This is a genomic window from Paenibacillus sp. Y660, assembly GCF_057221575.1.
In genome coordinates this window covers 26,789-44,995 of record NZ_JBXBBJ010000024.1, presented here as the reverse complement: position 1 = coordinate 44,995, position 18,207 = coordinate 26,789, and the positions used below count along the sequence as shown (strand labels likewise).

Genomic DNA, 18,207 nt, shown 5'->3' with positions numbered 1-18,207 from the left:
TAATGTCATTAACACTTAAATACTCATTACTATTTATAAACGATTAATGGCATTAAACGGAGGATTTGCAGCTTACGATACCATTAATGGCGAAGTATTTCCGAATACCCCCATGTTCGTCGTGAAGGAGGGCGAGCTTGTGAAAACAACGATCGTCAACCGCAGCTCGGTAGAGCATCCGATGCATTTGCATGGCCACCATATGCTCGTATTATCCCGCAACGAAGAGCCGGTTACCGGCAGCCTGTGGTGGTCGGATACGCTTGATGTTGCACCGGGCGAGGTGTATGAGGTCGCCTTCCGCGCCGACAATCCCGGTATCTGGATGGATCATTGCCACAACCTGGTCCACGCGTCTGCTGGCATGACCATGCATCTTATGTATGAAGGCGTTACATCGCCCTTCGAGGTCGGCACGGCTACCCACAATCATCCGGAGTAGGTAAAACTGGACTTTAGTCCAGTTCCACTTTTTACCTGCAGCAGGAGGACAGCTATTTTCCTTGTATGCTATGCTGAAGGCAGCTAATAAAACGAAGATTGGGGTGTATTAAAACAATGAATTTAAGAACAATTGGCGGGCTCGTCCTCCTGCTGCTCGGTGCATGTTTATTTCTGAATCAAGGCGAAGCTTTTGGTCCAGGCAAAATATTTGCTTACTTCTGGCCATCGATATTCGTCATCCCGCTTGGACTATTTTTCCACTGGCTGTACTTCGTCATGATCGGCAGAAAAGGAGTTGGCGTCTTGATACCTGGCGGCATCTTGCTCACAGCAGGCCTAGTAAGCCAGATCGCGATGCTCTTCAATAACTGGGTTTACATGTGGCCCGGCTTTATCCTTGCGGTTGCTGTCGGCTTGTTCGAATTTTATTGGTTCGGCAACCGAAACAAATGGCTGCTTATTCCGGTCAACATTTTGACCGTGCTCTCGCTTCTCTTCTTTGCAGTCTTCTCGATAGGCTCCATCTACAACAAGTTCGTGCTTAGCCAGCCAATCTTCGCCATCGTGCTCATTCTCGCCGGCGCTATCATGCTGCTGATGAAGAAGAAGGATATTTAGCAGCTTCCTCCTGCTGTGTGGTATAATCACAAGCATCGCAACAGCTGCTGCGCAAACCTAAGCTGATGCTTACGAAGTGGTTTGCTATCGCAAACCTAAGCTGATGCTTACGAAGTAGTTTGCTATCGCAAACTTAAGCTGATGCTTACGAAGTGGTTTGCTATCGCAAACTTAAGCTGATGCTTACGAAGTGGTTTGCTATCGCAAACCTTTAGGAGGAAAAATCAACCGATGCTATCTTTTGAACAAAAGCTTGCTATAATCGAATCCTTTCCCGAATTGCAGCGAAAGGATGTTTCTCTCGGCCGCACGAACTTCCATTATGAAGAAAGCGCCCACGAGAAAAAATCGGTCGTGCACCATCTGCACCCGAACGGAAATGGCTATGTATTCGCCGGCTTGGTGAAAGGCGTCGCAACCGATGATAAAGGACTCGTCAATATCCGGGATTTCAGCGAAGAGGAGCTTCGCTCGCTTATCGAGAAATCGATCAGCTCCCTTGCGATTGCACCGCCGGATAAGCCCGAATCGAAGAAAAAGAAAAAACGCAACACTCCGCAGGAGGAGCGCTGGATCGGGCCAAACAATGCTGTTTTAACGCTTCTGTTTGAAGAGGATCTCTGGTATTTGTATGCCGATTTAAATTTGGAATCCGCCTTCGAGACTTACGAGGAAGCGGAGCAGTACTTAAAAGAAGAGCAGTTCTCGCGCGCATAACGGAGCAGTACGAACCATTTTCGCCAAACCGTGCGTATAAACAGTAAATACCGATGGGGAAACATATTTATGTTTCTCCATTTTTTTATTGGCAAGCATACAGGATTTTTGTCGACCCGTGTCAAATTGTAGTATGTGCACCTTAGATTCAGGGAGGGAGATCCTGTTGTCCATCAAAGTTAAACTATCTTTTTCAATTTCTATTATTGTCGCCGTTATTCTGGCTCTCTATATATCGATTTACTATGTTTCATCCAAAGCCGAGGTACAATCTGGCCTTGAGCAGCAGGTAAACAATATAGCAAAGCAAATAAGTCTCACGCTTGAAGCATCGGAAAGTGCAAGGCAGTCTATGGAGGATATGATTGGCGAGAAGCTTCGGATGGCTGCGATCGCAGCAAAGGAGCAGCTTGACCCCGATATCGATAATGTCAAAAACGAGCAGCTGGTAGAGTTAAGCCATAAGCTTGGCGTCGATCATATTACACTCTGGAAAAAAATCGGAGATGACGTAATCGCTCTTAAATCATCCGATCCAAACGAAATTAATCTAAGCTCCAAAACATGGGATTATTGGTACCGTGCGTTTCTTCAGCTATTCGAAAACCACAACGTTACCATTCCCGAGGGGCAGAAGCTTGAAAACTATTGGTCGGGTCCGTTTAATTTCTCCACCTCAGATCCCAAAAAGATTAGAAAATGGGGCAGCTATAACGACGGCACGACTAACTACATCATCAATCCGTACGTGAACGCGCAAGTGCTGCTTGATTTCGACTTTACGATCGGGACGGATGCCATCGTTAACAAAATCATTGCAGATCAACAGGATATACTTGAAATTACCGGCTTTGATCCTCAATTTTTTGGTAAAAGCCCGATTATAAAAATTAAAAAGGGAATTCCCGTCTACAACCTGGACGTTCGCGACATTCCCTTTGGGCAATACACCTATAAGGATCAAGAGAATGATTCCGTCAACATCCAATACGCGTTGAAAAGCGGCAAAGCCGTTACGGTAAAAAGCGCTCTAATGGGCAAGCGTGTCATGAAAACATTTATCCCGATTAAGATCGATAAAACGTATGTCATCTGTATCAGCTTTGATCAAAATTCTATTTTAAAGCCGCTCAATCGGCAGCTTCTCATTCAATCGCTCATCTCGCTCGGACTCGTTCTCGTCACGCTGGTAGCAAGCTACTTCATTGCAGGCTTTATGATTCGCGGCTTGAATCAAATTTTGAGCAAAGTTAATGCGATTGCAGCAGGAAATTTCGGTGAGGCCATCACCATTCGCAGCAATGATGAATTCGGCTTGCTCGCATCGCGCATTGATACGATGGGCAGCAATTTGCACAGCTATACAACGCAGCTGAAGGATGCAGCCGAAGAGCTGCGAAGCACGAAGCAGTATTTGGAATCCTTCGTAAATCACACATCCGATGCGATTCACGTAGCGGATTTAGCGGGTGATGTCATTCAGGTCAATCGAGCCTTCGAGACGATGTACGGCTGGAAGGAGGAAGAGGCTTTAGGCAAGCCGCTGGACAATGTGCCAGACGACTATCTCGGCTCTCACCATGAGCTTCAAGACACTGTACTTCAAGGCGGCTCCGTTACCGATTTCGAGACCGTTCGATACAGCAAATCCGGCAAGCTCATTGATCTAAGCATCACGATCTCGCCAATCCGAGACGAACTAGGCGAGATCATTGCGATAGCTACTATTTCTAGAAATATTACATCCCGGAAGCAAACGGAAGAGATTATTAGGCGCTCCGAGAAGCTATCTGTCGTCGGCCAAATTGCGGCAGGCGTCGCGCACGAGGTTCGCAACCCGCTTACTACGCTTCGCGGCTTCGTGCAGCTGCAGCAGCAGACCGGCTCTCTCTCTGCCGACCATCTCAAGGTTATGCTTGGCGAGCTTGATCAAATCAACATGATCGTAAGCGAGTTTCTCGTATTCGCCAAGCCGCAAGCTAACTTGCATCAGCCGATAAACGTGCTCAGCATTGTTGGCGATATTATGATGCTTCTGGATTCAGAAGCAAAAATGAGCAATGTCCAGCTTGCCCTGATCGCTGATCCCAATCTTCCTGAGGTTATTGGCGAGGCTAATCAGTTAAAGCAGGTTTTCGTCAATGTGATGAAAAACGGTATTGAAGCGATGCCGGGCGGCGGCGAGCTTACCGTGAAGCTTGAGCATGCCGCGGACAATATGCTTACGCTGCAATTTATTGATCACGGCTGCGGTATTGCCGAAGATGACGTTCACCGTTTAGGGGAGCCTTTCTTTACAAAAAAAGCGAACGGCAACGGTCTTGGCCTTATGGTCAGCCAACAAATTATTGCCGCACACAAGGGCTCAATCGTCTTTCGCAGCGAGCTTGGCAAAGGAACCTGCGTTGAAGTTTCTCTACCAACGGGCAGCTAGGGAAATCACCCAACTGCCTGCTTTCATAATATTTTGAAGAAGTACAAGCTACTATGGTAAACTGTGTCCGTAGCCATTGTTCTTGTACTGCGAGAAGTAACAACTAATTCCGCTACACTCGGGAGCCACTTATGTCGATGACGTTTAATTCCCCAATTTCACAATATATTATTTTTGTCATTATTTCCGGCGTTCTTAGCGTGCTGCTTGCCATATATGCTTACTACAACAAGACAAGCTTCAAAGGCATGAAAGTATTTTTGTGGTCGACCGTATTGTCCGCCGTATATACCTTTGCCTATGCCTTTGAGCTGGCAAGCGATACGATTCGCGAAATTCGTTTTTGGATAAATATTGAATATGTTGGCATGCCATTTATCGCTCCTTGCTGTCTGCTGATGGTCATACATTATGTTGGGCTAGATAAGTTCATCACTCCCAAAAAAACTTGGGGGTTGTTCGTCTTTCCAGCCATCACGCTGCTGATGGTCACGACCAATGATTATCATCATTTGTTCTATAAGATGCTTTATTTGAGACCGCTTGTTCCAACGCCAATGGCTGACGTTGTTCCTGGCATCTGGTACTACATACATGGCAGCTATTCATCCGGAGCTATATTTGCCAGCCTCTTTATTTTGGCACGCTACTTGAGAAAGACGAAATCGGTCTATCGCAAACAAATGATTACGCTCGCTATCGGCATATCGCTTCCACTACTGGGCTCCCTCATTTATGTGCTGGGTCTCACCCCGCTTGGGATGGATCCGGTTCCGCTTCTGATGTGCGTAACGTCGGCGCTTTACCTCGTGTCCATATTCTCGACTTCTCTGTTAACCGTGGCCCCCATTGCACGCGAGCATATCTTCGAGAGTATGCGCGATGGCGTGCTGGTGCTTAATTTAGAAAATCAGATTTTGGATTTTAACGGTGCCGCATCACAAATCATACCAGCGCTTACTCCATCGGCGATTGGTCAAAAGCTGGAGGATATTTGGAAGCGCGGCGCCGAATCCGGCGCTTTCTCATTTGGCGTAGACCCATCGGTATTGCATGAGCAAGAGCTCAAATGGATACGAGGCGGAGAAACGTTCTATTATAGGATAAGAGCATCAAACCTATTAAGGCCGAATGGTCAGCTTGCAGGTAAAACAATCGTTATGATCGATGTAACGGAGCATACACTGCTTCAGAACAAGCTGCGCTATCTAGCCGAGATTGATGGACTGACATCTATTTATAATCGTACTTTTTTTATGGAAAAAAGCAGACAGCTGCTTAACGCCGCTCATCAAGCAGGGCGGCCGATCTCCTTTATATTGTTCGATATCGATCATTTCAAGCAGATTAATGACGGCTATGGCCACAGCGTCGGCGATTTTGCACTTCAGCATATCGTCTCGATATGCCAGCAATTGCTCCCTAAGGGCGCATTGTTTGGACGTTACGGCGGTGAGGAGTTCGCTATCGGCTTACCGGGTGTTACTCTTGCCGTGGCTGGAAAAGTTGCGGAGCAGCTCCGCAAGGCAATAGCCGGGAATCCGATGTACAGCTCTGCCAAAGCCATCACGATCACAGCCAGCTTCGGGGTATCGCAGGCCAAAACGGCTGACGTGCCGCTGGAAGCGCTGCTGAGCGAGGCGGACATTGCCCTTTATCGCTCGAAAAATAGCGGACGAAACGCTGTTCATCTGGCAAACGCTGAGCAATCACATGCAATCGATAAAAAATAACCATACTAGCACGAAAGAGACAGGTGGAGTTGACTTCATGCCAAATAAAGCATCCCTGCGCGACAAATTGCGATTTCGGCCAAGTCCGCCGCAAGTGATGACCTTCGGCTTCATTTTGATCATCTTGATTGGAGCTCAGCTCCTATCTAGGCCGATATCGTTTACCGGCGACAAATCCATTTCGTTTCTTGACGCTTTATTTATGTCTGCCAGCGCCACATGCGTGACAGGGTTGACCGTTCTTAGCACCGGAGAGCATTTCTCTACTTTTGGACAAGTCGTTATTATCACACTCGCCCAAATCGGAGGATTAGGTTTTATGACGATGGCAACCTTGTTTGCACTGCTGTTCCGGAAGCGCATTTCGTTCCGCGAGCGCCTTGTGCTTCAGGAATCGATGAACTATGGCTCTACAGAAGGCATCGTACGCCTAATCCGCAAAGTATTGCTTTATGCCTTAGTCATCGAATTGTCAGGAGCGCTGTTGCTAAGCAGCTATTTCATGTTGGAAATGCCTGTAGGGAAATCGATTTATTTCGGCATATTCCATAGCATTTCGTTCTTTAACAATGCGGGCTTTGATTTGTTCTCCCAATTTCCCGATCGGGCGAGCAGTCTCATCCATTATGTAGAGGACCCGTTCGTTAACATCGTCTCCATGCTGCTCATTTTCTTTGGAGGGATTGGCTTTATCGTCATCTCCGAGCTCGTCACCTATCCGAAAAATAGAAAGCTCAGCTTACATAGTAAAGTCGTATTGTCCGTTACCGGCTGGCTTACTGCCTTTGGGGCAATCGTTATTTTTGCGCTTGAGTTCTCCAATCCAAATACGCTCCAGTCGTTATCCGGCATGGGAAAAGTTTTAGGCTCTTTGTTTCAATCGGTTACGGCGCGTTCGGCTGGTCTGAGCACTCTCGATCCTGGCATGCTTAGAGAGGTTACGCAGTTTTTCCTCATCCTGCTTATGTTTATCGGCGCGGGTCCGGGCTCAACAGGCGGCGGCATACGGGTGACTACCTTCGCGATCCTGATCGGAGCGATCATTGCGATGATTCGCGGAAAAAACGATGTCGTGCTGTTCCGCTACCGCATTGCCAAGCAGCAAATTCATCAGGCTATTATGTTTACGATGATAGCTTTCTCGATTATTTGCGGGGCGACGATGCTTCTCAGCATAACAGAGACCGGTTCCTTTCTTGCCATATTGTTCGAGGCGACCTCCGCCTACTGTACCGTTGGCATGTCGGCGGGATTAACGAATCATCTAAGCGAAATCGGCAAAATCATTATCATTTTGCTGATGTTTGTCGGACGCCTTGGACCGGTCACTCTGGCTTTCGCGCTCAACACTCGCTCGAAGAAGGAGCTTTATCGCTACCCTGAAGGTAAAATCACAATCGGCTAAGCGGCATTTGCATCTGCAAACTAGCGAGTGATACGATAGTAATAAGCAAGCTGACAGGTTATTAAAGGAGATTATGTAAGGATGCCATTACATTCAAATACCGATTCTGTTCATGCAACAGGTAGTGAGCCTGTCATAAGCGGGAAGCGTGTTCTGATCGTGACCGCCGTTGACGCCGAGCGCGATGCCGTGCTTCGCGGCCTGCAAGGAATGGCGGGCGTTGACGTTATCGCGGCGGGAGTAGGAGCGGCAGCTGCGGCTGCTGGTACAGCCTTCGCGCTCGCTTCGGCAGCCGACTATCGCTTTGTTATAAGCGCCGGAATTGGCGGCGGCTTTGCTGGAAGAGCTGCGATCGGCTCGCTCGTCGTTGCCGATCTTATCGTCGCGGCCGATCTAGGCGCAGAGTCGCAGGCTGGGTTTATCAGTGTAGATGAGCTCGGATTCGGCACTGCGCGCGTTGAGGTAAACGTTGATTGGAATAAACGTTTGATTGCTGCTATTGAATCGGCTGGATTATCGGTTAGCAGCGGCGCTGTTCTCACCGTTACGACTGCAACCGGCACCGCCGAGACCACTGCTGCGCTTGCTGAGCGGATCCACGGCGCAGCGTCCGAAGGGATGGAGGGGCATGGCGTTGCTGTCGCCGCTTCCAAGCTCGGTATTCCCGTTGCTGAAATTCGAGCCATCTCGAATGCGGTCGGTCCGCGTGACCGCGCCGCATGGCGTATCGGTGAAGCATTAGCTGCATTAGAAGCGGCAAGTAAAGCAATACGGGAGGTCTTACATTGAATATCGCTTTCTCTCCATGCCCAAATGATACATTTGTCTTCCACGCCTGGACGCACGGTCTGATCCCCGGCGCGCCTGAACTGGACGTGACCTATGCAGATATCGATATAACGAATAATTGGTCCGCCGAATCAAAAGGCCCCGAAGTGATGAAAATTTCATACGCAGCGCTGCCTTGGGTATTGGAAGACTACAAGCTGCTGCCTTGCGGAGGCGCTCTCGGCAGAGGCTGCGGCCCGCTCGTATTGACGAACGGCAGCGGCGAGGAAACGAATAATCCCACGGCGCTTTCCGGTAAACGAGTTGCGGTTCCCAGCGAACGCTCAACCGCCTATCTTCTCTTTCGATTGTGGGCTGCCCGCCACGTTCCCGGCGGCGTAGGCGAAATTGTCGTCATGCCCTTCCATGAAATTATGCCTGCCGTGCGAGACGGTCAAATCGACGCCGGACTCGTTATCCATGAGGCGCGGTTCACTTATCCTTCTTACGGGCTAAGCATGATGACGGATCTCGGAAGCTGGTGGGAGTCCGATACGGGGCTGCCTATTCCGCTCGGGGCTATCATTGCCCGGCGCTCGCTTGATACCGATGCGATTACCGATTGGATTCGCGCATCCGTTGATTACGCTTGGACTCACCCAGAGGCTTCGCAAGCCTATATTATGATGCACGCACAAGAGCTCTCGACAAATGTCGCTCAAGCGCACATCGATCTATACGTCAATGAATTCACTGCGAACTTAGGCGAGGACGGTTACGCCGCGATTACCGCCCTCCTTGGCCGCGCAGCTGAGGAAGGCCTTGTCCCAAGCTTCGACCTTACGCTGCTGCGATAACGTACTGCCACAAGCTCCAGCTATATCGACTTAATATCATAATCGTCAAAATGACCCCCAATTCTGCGGAATTGGGGGCATTTTATTGCTTCTGATGTCATATTTCAGCATAGTTTCTCACGGTAGGTGCTCCTGTCAACATACCACGATTACTTTGGCGTGTAAGAATCGTTACCTTAATGGAAGCTTAATTGTTCCCTCTAGCTTCGGATAAGATTTAAGGCTCAGTTAACGCTCTGTTATACAGGATCTAAGTCTGGCTTGTTAAAATGAGGTAGACAAAAGCATGGATACGGGATACATGAGCCCAATCAAACAATCGTCGGTGCATTTTGACAAACAAATTATACGAAGCAACAGGAAAGGAACAGAATAATGAAAAGAATGTATAAATTTTTGCTTAAATCGATAGCAGTAATCCTTATTGCAATAGCCATTTTTCTAGTCATTGCTTTTACAGTTAATATGATCTGCAACAAATTGGATAAAGGAAAAATAGAGTCCTATGGGCAGCTCGTACCTGTAGATGGAAAAAATATGAATGTGACGATTCAAGGAAAGGGCGAAGAAACGATAGTGCTGCTGCCAGGCTTCGGAACAGGAGCGCCAGGTATTGATTTTAAGCCGCTAGTGGAAGAGTTATCACCCTATTACAAAGTAGTTGTCATTGAGCCTTTTGGTTATGGATTAAGTGATGTAACTGAAAAAGAGCGAAGCATTGATAATATTGTAAAAGAAATTCATGAATGTTTGCAAAAACTAAATATTGATCGATATACGCTAATGGGTCACTCCATATTCGGCATTTATGCACTAGAATATGTGAACAACTATGAAAACGAAGTCCGTGCATTTGTTGGGATTGATACCAGTGTTCCAACACAAGGCGGCATGGATGAATTTCCATCAGATAGCTATAGCGTGCTCAAAAAATTAGGTTTCTTCCGATTGCTAATGATATTAAGTCCTGACCAACTTGTTGCACCAGAAGTAGATGATCAAACAAGAGAGCAAATTAGAATGATTTCTCTCAAAAACACGATGAATCCAAACATCTTAAGCGAAGGAGAAAATTTAAAAAATAATTTTAAAGCTGCCGAAGATTTAAAATTCCCTAAAAATCTTCCTGTTATTTTCTTTTTACAAGCAAATAATACGGATGTTGAAGGCTGGGAACCCAAACATAAAGAACAGATAAAAGATTCTGTACATGGGAAAATGATGACCTTTGAAGGAGGACATTATTTACACCATACCAAATCAAAAGAAATCGCTGAAAACTTTAGGAGCTTTATGGAACAGATAAAATGATAAGTTCCCTAAAAAAAGCCGCAAAAAAGCGACAAAAAAAGGAGCTGTCTATCAAGGTCTAATACCTCGTTAGACAGCTCCTGCTTCATTAACTGATTGATCTGGCTTTTATTCGCTGGAATCCCGATCTGTCAAAGCAAGCGGGCCGAATGGTTCTGCATCTGCGGTGTCGCTTGATTCAACAAAGCGTTTAAGCGCAATTAGTTTATTTTCCCAATAGCGCTCGTAATAGGCCAGCCAACGCTTGAGCTCAAGCAGCGGCTCCGGGTCAAGCCGGTAGCGCGTCTCCCGTCCAACCTTGCGGTCCTTCACCAGTCCCGCATCCGCCAATACACGCAAATGCTTGGATACCGCCGTTCGACTCATCGTAAAATGACCGCTTAAAACGGTGACCGGCAGCTCCTCATCGCCTAGCAGATGCAGCAGCCTGCGTCTGGTCGGATCGGCAATCGCTTGAAACACATCATGCTTCGGTGCGGCGTCTGCCATCTTAAGCCTCTACATACTTGCTGAGTTTTTCCACGAGACCGACCCAGCCTCCCGACATTCTGCTTCGAACCTCATCATGAGTCTGTCCGAATTCAGTAACCTTGGCTGCATCCCAGCCTGCATGAATAAGCGTAAATTCCGTTTTGCCTTCCAAATCGATAAGCTCGAATGTCAACGACCAGTCCTTGCCCCATTCAAACGTAAGGCGGCTAGGCGGATCAAGCGCTGTTACTTTACATGGTGACTTACCGAATGGCCCTGCTTCCAAGTGAAACTCATAGCCCAGCTCAGGCTGAAAATCATTTGGCATGAACCATGCCGCGATCCCTTCAGACGTGGCCACCGCATCCCATACCTTCTGAATCGGCGCGTTAAGTACTAGCGTTTGTCGGATATCCGGCAATGCACCCTGCGTATTGTTGTTTCCCATTTGATGACCTCCATCAATATTGTCCATATCTTCTATTTGCGATAATACGAAACCATTTGGTTTCATATTTTCATTATAGGACACCCTTAGATTTCATGTCAAATGAGAACAATAATAGCTCCGAGCATCGTTACGCCAAGCAGCAAGCTTTGCAATATGACCAGTACAATGCAGCATGCCGCTTCATCGTTGATTTCAAGTCCAAGTATACCATGAATGCTGATCTCCCAATGCAAACGACTCCTTTAGTATAAAAAAGATACTATCTTACTTAAAAGTTGGTACTTGCAATAAGTACGAAATATCATAATAATAGACATGATGATTGATTCCTTGTTAAAAGGATATCATACCTATGTCGCGTCATACGAATCAAGAAAACAACTGCAAGCAGAGGAGAGATTAACATGGAATTAAAAAATAGATCAGCTATCATTACTGGTGCTGGAAAAGGAATCGGCAAAGCGGTTGCAATCGCGCTCGCCGCAGAGGGCGTAAACCTTGGTTTGATCGCTCGGACAAGCTCCGATTTGGAGGCTTTGCAGGCTGAGCTCGCGAACCAATACGGCATAAAAGTCGCCATTGCCAAAGCGGATGTATCCGTCAAATCGGATGTCGATCAAGCTGTTGCCGCTCTGAAGGAAAACCTAGGCTCTATTGATATTCTAATCAATAACGCCGGAATCGCATCGTTCGGCACTGTGCTGGATATGGACCCGGGTGAGTGGGAGCGCATCATTCAGACCAATGTGATGGGCACTTATTATGTGACTCGCGCCGCGCTTCCAACGATGCTTGAGCAAAGCAGCGGAAGCATCATCAACATCGCTTCGACCGCAGGCGAGCGCGGCTTTGCAACCGGCTCCGCATACTGCGCATCCAAGTTCGCCGTCATTGGCTTGACCGAGGCGCTTATGCAGGAGGTTCGCAAATCGAACATTCGCGTTACCGCTCTGACTCCAAGTACAGTGAACACCGAGCTCGCTTCGAATGCCGGTCTCAAAATCGGCGACGAAGACCGCATGATGCAAGCTGAGGATGTAGCCGAGCTGGTTCTGGCAGCGCTCAAGCTGCCTGACCGCGTGTTTATCCGAACGGCCGGTATTTGGACAACAAATCCGCAATAAACGCCATTTTATGCAGCCCCTCGCCCTTGCTGGCGCTGGGGTTTTGCGTTTAGGTTCAGTCTGCTAGCCATACTTGCTCTATGCTGCGAATCCATTTCTGCGAAACGACAATTATTCCGTTTACGCTCTACCTAGGAGGTATAACCCGCTATGACTATTTCTAACATCCCCTTTTCCATATTAGATCTTGCTCCAATCGTTGCCGGCAGCACGCCGGCTCACTCGTTCCGCAACACGCTTGATCTTGCCCAGCATGCCGAGAAATGGGGCTTCAATCGATTTTGGCTCGCTGAGCATCACAATATGCCCGGTATCGCCAGCTCCGCAACATCTGTTGTCATTGGCTACGTAGCCGCAGGCACGCAGAAAATTCGCGTCGGCTCCGGCGGCATCATGCTGCCGAACCATGCACCGCTCGTCATTGCGGAGCAATTCGGTACGCTGGAGTCGATGTACCCTGGCCGTATTGATCTTGGCCTAGGAAGAGCGCCAGGCTCCGATCAGGTTGCGGCGCGCGCGCTTCGCCGCGGACTCGGCAGCAACGGCGAGGATTTTCCCGAGCAGCTTAGCGAGCTTCGCCATTATTTCAATCCCAGCGCAGAATCGCGCGGCGTCATGCCAAGGGCCGTTCCGGGCGAGGGATTAAACGTTCCGATCTGGCTGCTTGGCTCAAGCGGCTTTAGCGCTCAGCTTGCCGGACATCATGGCCTGCCGTTTGCGTTTGCCAGCCATTTTGCGCCGGACTTCCTGCTCCCTGCCTTGAAGCTGTACCGCGATAACTTCAAGCCATCCGAAGTACTTGATAAGCCTTATGCCATGGTTGGCTTAAACGTCATTGTCGCGGATACGGATGAAGCCGCAGCCTTTCTCGCCACCTCGCAGCTGCAAGCGTTCCTAAACCTTATCCGCGGACGGATGGGACAGCTTAATCCTCCTGTCGACAGTATGGACGGACTATGGAGCGAGCAGGAGAAAATGATGGTGGAGAGGCAGCTCAGCTTCACGATTGCGGGCACAAAAGCAACCGTCAAGGACAAGCTAAGCTCGATCATTGAGCAGACGGCGGCCGATGAACTTATTGTCGTCAGCCAAATCTACGATCATGCAGCGCGTCTTCGTTCCTACGAGCTGCTTGCCGAGGTTGTAAACGAGAGTCGTTCCGCAGCCGTGCAGCAATAACGAATAGGCAGCAGCTCAAGGGAATAACCTTGTGCTGCTGTTTTTTTTCTTGATGCTCGGATGAACTGTTCTCCCTACTCCAGCTGAATTAGCACACTATCTTTAACAATTCCGTTGTGTAGATTTTGGCTTATTCAGCAATACTAAGAAAAACATTTTTTGGGAGTGGGAACATGGGACATATCTGGGCCATTTACAGCAAGGATCTTCGCCATATTTCTCGAAACATCGCAGCTGCCATCATTATTCTAGGGCTCACCTTTCTACCTTCCCTATATGCATGGTTCAACATCAAAGCGTCCTGGGATCCTTACGGCCAGACCAGCTCACTCGCCATTGCTGTCGTGAATAATGACGAAGGCGCCGAGCTGCGCGGCACGCCGATTCAGGTTGGGGATGAGATCATTGCCTCCTTGAAGGAAAACAAAAAGATAGGCTGGGTATTTGTCGAGGAGAAGCAGGCGATCGAGGGCGTAAAGCATGGCGACTACTATGCCAGCATTACCATTCCAGCCGATTTCTCGGCCAAAATGGCAACCGTGCTGACCGACAAGCTGCAGCAAGCGGAGCTCGACTATGCCGTAAACGAGAAAATTAATGCGGTATCGCCAAAAATCGCCCAGAAAGGCGCGAGCGGCATTATTGAAGAGGTTCGTGCAAGCTTCGTCAAAACCGCTAATGAAACGATTTTTCGCATCTTCAATCAGATCGGCATAGAGCTGGAAGCTAATCAGCCTGCGATCGAGAAGGTTCGCAATACCGTATTCAAGCTGGAGGCGCTAATTCCGCAAATGAACGAAGCTGTTGCTCTCGCTTCAACAGATATCGACAAATCGAAAAAAATCGTAGCAACCGTTCAAACAGAGCTGCCGAAAGCAGCCGAGCTCGCCAAGGACGGCGAGGCGTTTACGAAGCAGCTCGGCACTTTTTTTGACCAAAGCGGAGCGACGCTCGATACGGCAGGTCCGCTCATCAAGCAGGATTTGCAGCTGCTTCTTGAGACGGCCAACGCGGCTCAGGCGCTCACCGGTATTTTGCAGGACAGCTCGATTGATCCAGAGGTTATAAAGTCCACCTTGGCGCTTGCCGAGAAGCGCTTAACGAACGCTGTTACGGTGACGGGCGGGATGATCAATCTGCTTGAACCTTTAAACGAGACGGTTGAAGGCAAGCTGCTGTCGTCTACGATTGACCGTCTGAAGCAGGTAAATAGCCGCTTTAAGCAGCAGCTTGCGCTCGTGCAGCAGATTCAATCGGCCATTGAGCGAGGCGAGCAGCCTGCACAGACTCTTATTGACCGCCTAAGCAGCTTGTCCAAGGAAACCTCTCAGATTCTAACGGACGTATTAGGCCGCTACGATAGTGAAATCTTGCCGCGCATTAAGCAAGCGGCGGACAAAGCCAAGCAGGCGGCAGCAAAGGCTCAGTCGGTATTATCGGAGGCAAACAAGCTCGTTCCGAGCGCCCTGCAGGTGGTGGATGATGCGGCGAAGGGGCTTGAGCTAGGCGGCAAGGAGCTGGCGAAAATCCAGAAAAACTTGCCTGCCGCGGAGCAAAAGATTAAAGACTTCGCACAGCGTATTCGCGAGCTTGAGAAGGAAGGCAATTTGAATGAGCTCGTTGACCTGCTCAAAAACGATGCCGAGCGCGAGGGCGCTTTTTTCGCGGAGCCTGTCGTATTGAAGGAAAACCGGCTGTTCCCGATACCGAATTACGGATCGGCGATGTCGCCCTTTTTTACAACATTGTCCTTATGGGTCGGAGCGCTGCTGCTCGTCTCCTTGCTGACCGTGGACGTTCATCACCCAGACCATACGTACCGGAGCTATCATATTTATTTCGGACGCTTTCTCACCTTCCTGACGATTGCCATCGTGCAGTCGTTGCTCGTAACATTAGGCGATATTTATTTGCTCAAGGCGTTTGTCGCTGATAAAATGTGGTTTGTGCTGTTTGGCGTCGTGCTTAGTGCCGTATTTATGCTCATTGTGTATACGCTCGTATCGATATTCGGCAATGTCGGCAAAGCGATGGCAATCGTCCTGCTCGTGCTCCAGCTAGCCGGATCGGGCGGTACGTTTCCTATTCAGGTGACGCCGCCGTTTTTCCAAGCGATACATCCATTCCTGCCGTTCACGTATGCCATCAGCATGATGCGCGAAGCGGTAGGCGGTATTTTATGGGATATCGTCGCCAGAGATCTGATCGCTCTTGCGATTTTCGCCGGTATCGCGCTGCTTCTAGGGCTTGCGCTGAAAAAATGGATCAACCGCTATTCTGCCAAAATGGTGGAAAAAGCGAAGCAAAGCGGATTAATTCATTAGAAGATCATTTGACTCCCTCCCTATTTTTATGAATAATAAAATAAATAGATATAAAGCTCGATAGGAGGAAATCTTATGTCCATCATTCCCCGCATGTTGGAATTTAACAAGCAGTTTGTAGAAGAGAAACAATATGAAGCCTATCTAACCGACAAATTTCCCGATAAAAAGGTAGCCATTCTTACCTGCATGGATACGCGGCTCGTCGAGCTGCTGCCCAAAGCACTTAACTTAAAAAATGGCGATGCCAAATTTATTAAAAATGCTGGCGCCATTCTGACGCAGCCATTCGGAAGCGCGATGCGCAGTATTCTCGTTGCCGTCTATGAGCTTGGGGCGCGCGAGGTGCTTGTCATCGGCCATCATGGCTGCGGCATGACGAATCTTGACACAGCTGGCATGGTCAGCAAGTTCGCTGATCATGGCATCGACCCGCTCGTTCTGGAGACGCTCGAAAATTCAGGCATTCGCATGGATAAGTTTTTACGGGGCTTCTCAAGCGCCGAGGAAGGCGTTATGCACAGCGTGAAACTCATCCGCAAGCATCCGCTCTTCCCGAAGGATATTCCGGTTCATGGCTTTGTCATCGACCCGGAGACGGGCGCGTTGGATGTTCTCGTACAGGATTACCGCGAGGATTAGTCACCAGCAGGCACTTCAACTTTAGGTTGGAGTGCTTTTTTTTATGTGCTTAAAGCGGTCATTCGACGTGTGCGGATGGGCGAAATACGACCGTAAGCATACGGTTTGAACGATTGAGTCAGAAGCGAATAGTTCGAGACAAACTATCCCGTCAATAAGCAAAAGGCAGCCATACAAGGCTCGCTTTGCCTTGTACGACTGCCGTTTGCTGGCTTTATTTTACCGCGATATAGATGTCGACCTCTGCATCCGCTGGATTCATATTTCGGCCATCATACAGCTCGAAATCGCCTGTGTAGGTACGCTTAATCGAAGAATGCTCGAAATATGCCCAAATCTCGTTCCACGCTTGCACTACAACCTCGAAAACAGGGCCTCTCTTCGTCCTGAATACCATATACTGCGCTTCTGGAATGGTTGCCTGCACGAAGCCCTCCGGTACATCAACCGAAGCGTCACCGCATTCATGCCCGACAACAACGGTGTAAGCGCCGCTTGCATCACTCTCGTAATGGGTATATAGACCATAGATCAAATGGCTGTTGCTGACCTGCGTCTGCTCGGCGATACCGCTTGCGAAATAAGTGTTCCATAACGCAGGCAGCCGCCCGTTAGGACCTGCTTCCTCCGCATTTGTCGTCCGCGCGGCTACTCCAATTAACTTTATTGCTGGTTTTTGAATAAGATTCGTATTCATCCATCATTCCCCATTTCTTGAATATGGTCTTATTGTACTTGGGGAAAGTGGACAGCTGTCTGTCCTAGTTCTCGTAACGGCTAATAATATTTTTGGCGCGCTGTATCACTTGTTCTGCCAAGTAGGCGGGATGCTCCACCTTCACTGCATCGCCGTGGCTGAGAATCATGCCATAAAACCATTCATCTACCGTAAACTTACTTTCTACACGCAAGGACCCATCCTCCAAAACCGTCACTTGATCCGAATGAAAGGAATCGCCGACACGATAGCGCGCCTGCGGGCGGAAGAGAAGCGTTACTTCCGTATCCGCATTTTTTGTCCATTCCAAATCCCATGCGTAGCCATCCAACGAAGGCACTTGGCGACGCTCAAACGGATCAGAGCGCATTTGAAGCTGCTGCACGCGAGACAAACGAAATACGCGAAACTGCTCGCGGAGCAAGCAATACGCCTGCAAGTACCATACATTTGCCTTCAATAGCAATGCATAGGGCTCGACCATTCTCTCCGACTCCGAGCCATTCATATTGATGTAGCTAAACTGCACCTTCTGGGTTTCATCGATAGCCCGCTTTAACACATTCACCTTTTGGCGCGCTTCCGGCCCCTGTCCCCATGGGTTGAGATCGAAGACCAAGCGCTCTCCCGTGTTGCCTTCTTGGTGCTTGTCCGATTGATGCAGCAGCGTCTTGACCTTCTCATGCAAGCTCGCATAGGATGCATCATCCATGGCAGTGCCTATTCCTTTAACAGCAGCAATAATAGATGAGATTTCTCCTAACGATAAATATTGACGCGATATCGTATACTGCTCCATAATCTCGAACCCGCCAGTTGTGCCTTGATGAGCGAGTATTGGGACGCCCGCTTGACTCAGCGTATCCATATCGCGATAGATTGTTTTTGTGGATACTTCAAAACGGTCAGCCAGTTCCTTCGCGCTAATCCGCCCGCGATTAAGGAGAAGCACGGTCATCGCTAGCAATCGATCGATTTTCAGATAGTTCCCTACTTTCTATGAACTTGCTC

General features: G+C 48.7%; 17 protein-coding genes and 1 pseudogene. 13 read left to right on the top strand and 5 right to left on the bottom strand.

Annotated elements, in window-relative coordinates:
* Positions 1-55 precede the first annotated feature (55 nt).
* The 9 genes and pseudogenes from AC2TDN_RS21295 to AC2TDN_RS21255 all read left to right on the top strand — a co-directional run.
* Positions 56-442: pseudogene (locus AC2TDN_RS21295) on the top strand (multicopper oxidase domain-containing protein); the annotation flags it as partial.
* A gap of 116 nt (positions 443-558) precedes the next feature.
* Positions 559-1,062 carry a hypothetical protein gene (locus AC2TDN_RS21290; protein WP_482066071.1) on the top strand — a complete coding sequence of 168 codons (504 nt, stop codon included), beginning with the start codon at positions 559-561 and terminating at the stop codon, positions 1,060-1,062.
* A 231-nt stretch (positions 1,063-1,293) separates the two neighbouring features.
* Entirely contained in the window at positions 1,294-1,779 is a 486-nt protein-coding gene (locus AC2TDN_RS21285; protein ID WP_482066072.1) for a hypothetical protein, read from the top strand.
* A gap of 166 nt (positions 1,780-1,945) precedes the next feature.
* Positions 1,946-4,213, top strand: a complete 2,268-nt coding sequence (locus AC2TDN_RS21280; RefSeq protein WP_482066073.1) for a PAS domain S-box protein — start codon at positions 1,946-1,948, stop codon at positions 4,211-4,213.
* A gap of 137 nt (positions 4,214-4,350) precedes the next feature.
* Positions 4,351-5,946, top strand: coding sequence for a histidine kinase N-terminal 7TM domain-containing diguanylate cyclase (locus tag AC2TDN_RS21275; RefSeq protein ID WP_482066074.1), 1,596 nt, complete (start codon positions 4,351-4,353; stop codon positions 5,944-5,946).
* A 37-nt stretch (positions 5,947-5,983) separates the two neighbouring features.
* On the top strand, positions 5,984-7,351 hold the full coding sequence (locus AC2TDN_RS21270) for a TrkH family potassium uptake protein (protein WP_484690109.1): 1,368 nt from the start codon (positions 5,984-5,986) through the stop codon (positions 7,349-7,351).
* A gap of 81 nt (positions 7,352-7,432) precedes the next feature.
* The gene (locus AC2TDN_RS21265) at positions 7,433-8,140 is read left to right on the top strand and encodes a futalosine hydrolase (protein WP_484690108.1); all 708 of its coding nucleotides are present in this window, start codon (positions 7,433-7,435) and stop codon (positions 8,138-8,140) included.
* A complete protein-coding gene (locus AC2TDN_RS21260; RefSeq protein WP_484690107.1) occupies positions 8,137-8,976 on the top strand; it encodes a 1,4-dihydroxy-6-naphtoate synthase in 840 nt (279 codons plus the stop codon). The genes AC2TDN_RS21265 and AC2TDN_RS21260 overlap by 4 nt, the downstream gene beginning before the upstream one ends.
* A 375-nt stretch (positions 8,977-9,351) precedes the next feature.
* Positions 9,352-10,287, top strand: coding sequence for an alpha/beta fold hydrolase (locus AC2TDN_RS21255; protein ID WP_484690106.1), 936 nt, complete (start codon positions 9,352-9,354; stop codon positions 10,285-10,287).
* A gap of 108 nt (positions 10,288-10,395) precedes the next feature.
* Here the strand turns inward: AC2TDN_RS21255 and AC2TDN_RS21250 are convergent, their stop codons facing one another.
* The 3 genes from AC2TDN_RS21250 to AC2TDN_RS21240 form a co-directional block, all read right to left on the bottom strand.
* Positions 10,396-10,776 (bottom strand): ArsR/SmtB family transcription factor, encoded by a 381-nt coding sequence (locus AC2TDN_RS21250; RefSeq protein WP_484690105.1) that lies wholly within the window; start codon positions 10,774-10,776, stop codon positions 10,396-10,398.
* 1 nt (position 10,777) lies between these two features.
* Entirely contained in the window at positions 10,778-11,206 is a 429-nt protein-coding gene (locus tag AC2TDN_RS21245; RefSeq protein ID WP_484690104.1) for an SRPBCC family protein, read from the bottom strand.
* 98 nt (positions 11,207-11,304) lie between these two features.
* Positions 11,305-11,442: a hypothetical protein gene (locus AC2TDN_RS21240; RefSeq protein ID WP_484690103.1), complete on the bottom strand. Its 138-nt coding sequence runs from the start codon at positions 11,440-11,442 to the stop codon at positions 11,305-11,307.
* Between the two features lie 171 nt (positions 11,443-11,613).
* Between AC2TDN_RS21240 and AC2TDN_RS21235 the strand changes: the two genes are divergently transcribed.
* From AC2TDN_RS21235 to AC2TDN_RS21220, 4 genes are all read left to right on the top strand, one after another.
* Positions 11,614-12,333 carry a 3-ketoacyl-ACP reductase gene (locus tag AC2TDN_RS21235; RefSeq protein WP_482066082.1) on the top strand — a complete coding sequence of 240 codons (720 nt, stop codon included), beginning with the start codon at positions 11,614-11,616 and terminating at the stop codon, positions 12,331-12,333.
* Positions 12,334-12,483: 150 nt separating this feature from the next.
* Entirely contained in the window at positions 12,484-13,512 is a 1,029-nt protein-coding gene (locus tag AC2TDN_RS21230; RefSeq protein ID WP_484690102.1) for an LLM class flavin-dependent oxidoreductase, read from the top strand.
* Positions 13,513-13,685: 173 nt separating this feature from the next.
* Complete coding sequence (locus AC2TDN_RS21225; protein WP_484690101.1) at positions 13,686-15,836, top strand: YhgE/Pip domain-containing protein; 2,151 nt, start codon at positions 13,686-13,688, stop codon at positions 15,834-15,836.
* Positions 15,837-15,911: 75 nt separating this feature from the next.
* On the top strand, positions 15,912-16,478 hold the full coding sequence (locus AC2TDN_RS21220; protein WP_484690100.1) for a beta-class carbonic anhydrase: 567 nt from the start codon (positions 15,912-15,914) through the stop codon (positions 16,476-16,478).
* 214 nt (positions 16,479-16,692) lie between these two features.
* On the opposite strand, the gene AC2TDN_RS21215 is transcribed toward AC2TDN_RS21220, so the two are convergent.
* Both AC2TDN_RS21215 and AC2TDN_RS21210 read right to left on the bottom strand, forming a co-directional pair.
* Positions 16,693-17,175, bottom strand: coding sequence for a GyrI-like domain-containing protein (locus tag AC2TDN_RS21215; RefSeq protein WP_484690099.1), 483 nt, complete (start codon positions 17,173-17,175; stop codon positions 16,693-16,695).
* A 64-nt stretch (positions 17,176-17,239) separates the two neighbouring features.
* Positions 17,240-18,154, bottom strand: coding sequence for a helix-turn-helix transcriptional regulator (locus AC2TDN_RS21210; protein ID WP_484690098.1), 915 nt, complete (start codon positions 18,152-18,154; stop codon positions 17,240-17,242).
* Positions 18,155-18,207 lie beyond the last annotated feature (53 nt).

Coding starts and splice junctions, on each gene's coding strand:
- AC2TDN_RS21290 (WP_482066071.1), top strand. CDS start 559: ATGAATTTAAGAACAATTGGCGGGCTCGTCCTCCTGCTGCTCGGTGCA.
- AC2TDN_RS21285 (WP_482066072.1), top strand. CDS start 1,294: ATGCTATCTTTTGAACAAAAGCTTGCTATAATCGAATCCTTTCCCGAA.
- AC2TDN_RS21275 (WP_482066074.1), top strand. CDS start 4,351: ATGACGTTTAATTCCCCAATTTCACAATATATTATTTTTGTCATTATT.
- AC2TDN_RS21270 (WP_484690109.1), top strand. CDS start 5,984: ATGCCAAATAAAGCATCCCTGCGCGACAAATTGCGATTTCGGCCAAGT.
- AC2TDN_RS21265 (WP_484690108.1), top strand. CDS start 7,433: ATGCCATTACATTCAAATACCGATTCTGTTCATGCAACAGGTAGTGAG.
- AC2TDN_RS21255 (WP_484690106.1), top strand. CDS start 9,352: ATGAAAAGAATGTATAAATTTTTGCTTAAATCGATAGCAGTAATCCTT.
- AC2TDN_RS21250 (WP_484690105.1), bottom strand. CDS start 10,776: ATGGCAGACGCCGCACCGAAGCATGATGTGTTTCAAGCGATTGCCGAT.
- AC2TDN_RS21245 (WP_484690104.1), bottom strand. CDS start 11,206: ATGGGAAACAACAATACGCAGGGTGCATTGCCGGATATCCGACAAACG.
- AC2TDN_RS21235 (WP_482066082.1), top strand. CDS start 11,614: ATGGAATTAAAAAATAGATCAGCTATCATTACTGGTGCTGGAAAAGGA.
- AC2TDN_RS21230 (WP_484690102.1), top strand. CDS start 12,484: ATGACTATTTCTAACATCCCCTTTTCCATATTAGATCTTGCTCCAATC.
- AC2TDN_RS21225 (WP_484690101.1), top strand. CDS start 13,686: ATGGGACATATCTGGGCCATTTACAGCAAGGATCTTCGCCATATTTCT.
- AC2TDN_RS21220 (WP_484690100.1), top strand. CDS start 15,912: ATGTCCATCATTCCCCGCATGTTGGAATTTAACAAGCAGTTTGTAGAA.
- AC2TDN_RS21215 (WP_484690099.1), bottom strand. CDS start 17,175: ATGAATACGAATCTTATTCAAAAACCAGCAATAAAGTTAATTGGAGTA.
- AC2TDN_RS21210 (WP_484690098.1), bottom strand. CDS start 18,154: ATGACCGTGCTTCTCCTTAATCGCGGGCGGATTAGCGCGAAGGAACTG.